Consider the following 1,150-nt stretch of genomic DNA (forward strand, 5'->3'; position numbering starts at 1 on the left):
GTTCTTTATACTCGATTAAGCGCGCTATCATCGATGGCGAGCCAATAATCGAACGTGTCGTTACGTTAACCGGTAAAACCTTTAAACAGCCTCGAAACGTATGGGCGCTCTTGGGTACCCCAGTTCAAGCACTGCTCGACGAATTCGGGTACAAAGCCGATAAAAAACTTCAGCGTTTGATCATGGGCGGACCAATGATGGGCTTTACCCTGCCCCACTCACAGGTTCCTATCACCAAAACGGCGAACTGTATTTTAGCTCCGACTCGTCACGAGATTTCAGCTCATCAATACGAGATGGAATGTATACGTTGTGGTCAATGTGCAGAAGCTTGTCCTGCATCTCTACTGCCACAGCAGCTTCAATGGCATGCTAAGGCCGAAGAATATGACAAGCTAGAAGAACTAAATCTAAAAGATTGTATCGAGTGTGGCGCTTGTGCGTTTGTTTGTCCAAGTGAAATTCCACTGGTGCAATATTACCGCCAAGCAAAAGCAGAAATTCGTACTCGAACTCAAGAAGCAGAAGCCGCAGAGCGTGCAAAACTGCGCTTCGAAGAGAAAAAAGCGCGTATGGAACGCGAAAAAGCAGAACGTGAGAACCGCTTCAAGAAAGCCGCGGATGACCGTCGAAAAGAGATGAAGTCAACCGGTGGTGATGATGCTATCGCCGCAGCCATTGCTCGTGTTAAAGCACAAAAATCGAACGAAGATAATAAAGCTGAGCCAGCAGTTAAACCTGCTGTCGCGGCTGCCATTGCCAAAGCAAAAGCGAAGCAAGCCGCAGCAGCAAAAGTTGGTGCAACTGAGCCTGACAACTCCGAAATGGCAAAACTGCGTGAAGAGCGCAAGCGTCTTGCTCGTGAACGTAAAGCAGAAAAAGAACAAAGCGAAACCCCTGCTAACAATGCTGATGACAAAAAGTCCGCAGTTGCTGCAGCAATCGCGCGCGCGAAAGCGAAAAAAGCTCAGCAGGAAGAAAACGCATCTGAAGAGCCAGAAGATAAAAAAGCTGCAGTAGCCGCTGCTATTGCTCGTGCAAAAGCGCGTAAAGCGCAACAAGAAACTGAATCTCAACCTGTTGAAGAAACTGCTTCTCAAGAGCCAACCGAAGATCCGAAGAAAGCCGCAGTCGCTGCTGCTATTGCTCG

At 48.3% G+C, this 1,150-nt stretch carries 1 protein-coding gene; it reads left to right on the forward strand.

The annotated features are described in order from the left end of the window. A partial coding sequence (rsxC, locus tag R7Q38_RS24185) for an electron transport complex subunit RsxC (RefSeq protein ID WP_318114614.1) occupies positions 1 to 1,150 on the forward strand: 1,150 nt, incomplete at both ends.

The organism is Vibrio sp. Vb0598, from assembly GCF_033338935.1.
Taxonomy (GTDB): domain Bacteria; phylum Pseudomonadota; class Gammaproteobacteria; order Enterobacterales; family Vibrionaceae; genus Vibrio; species Vibrio alginolyticus.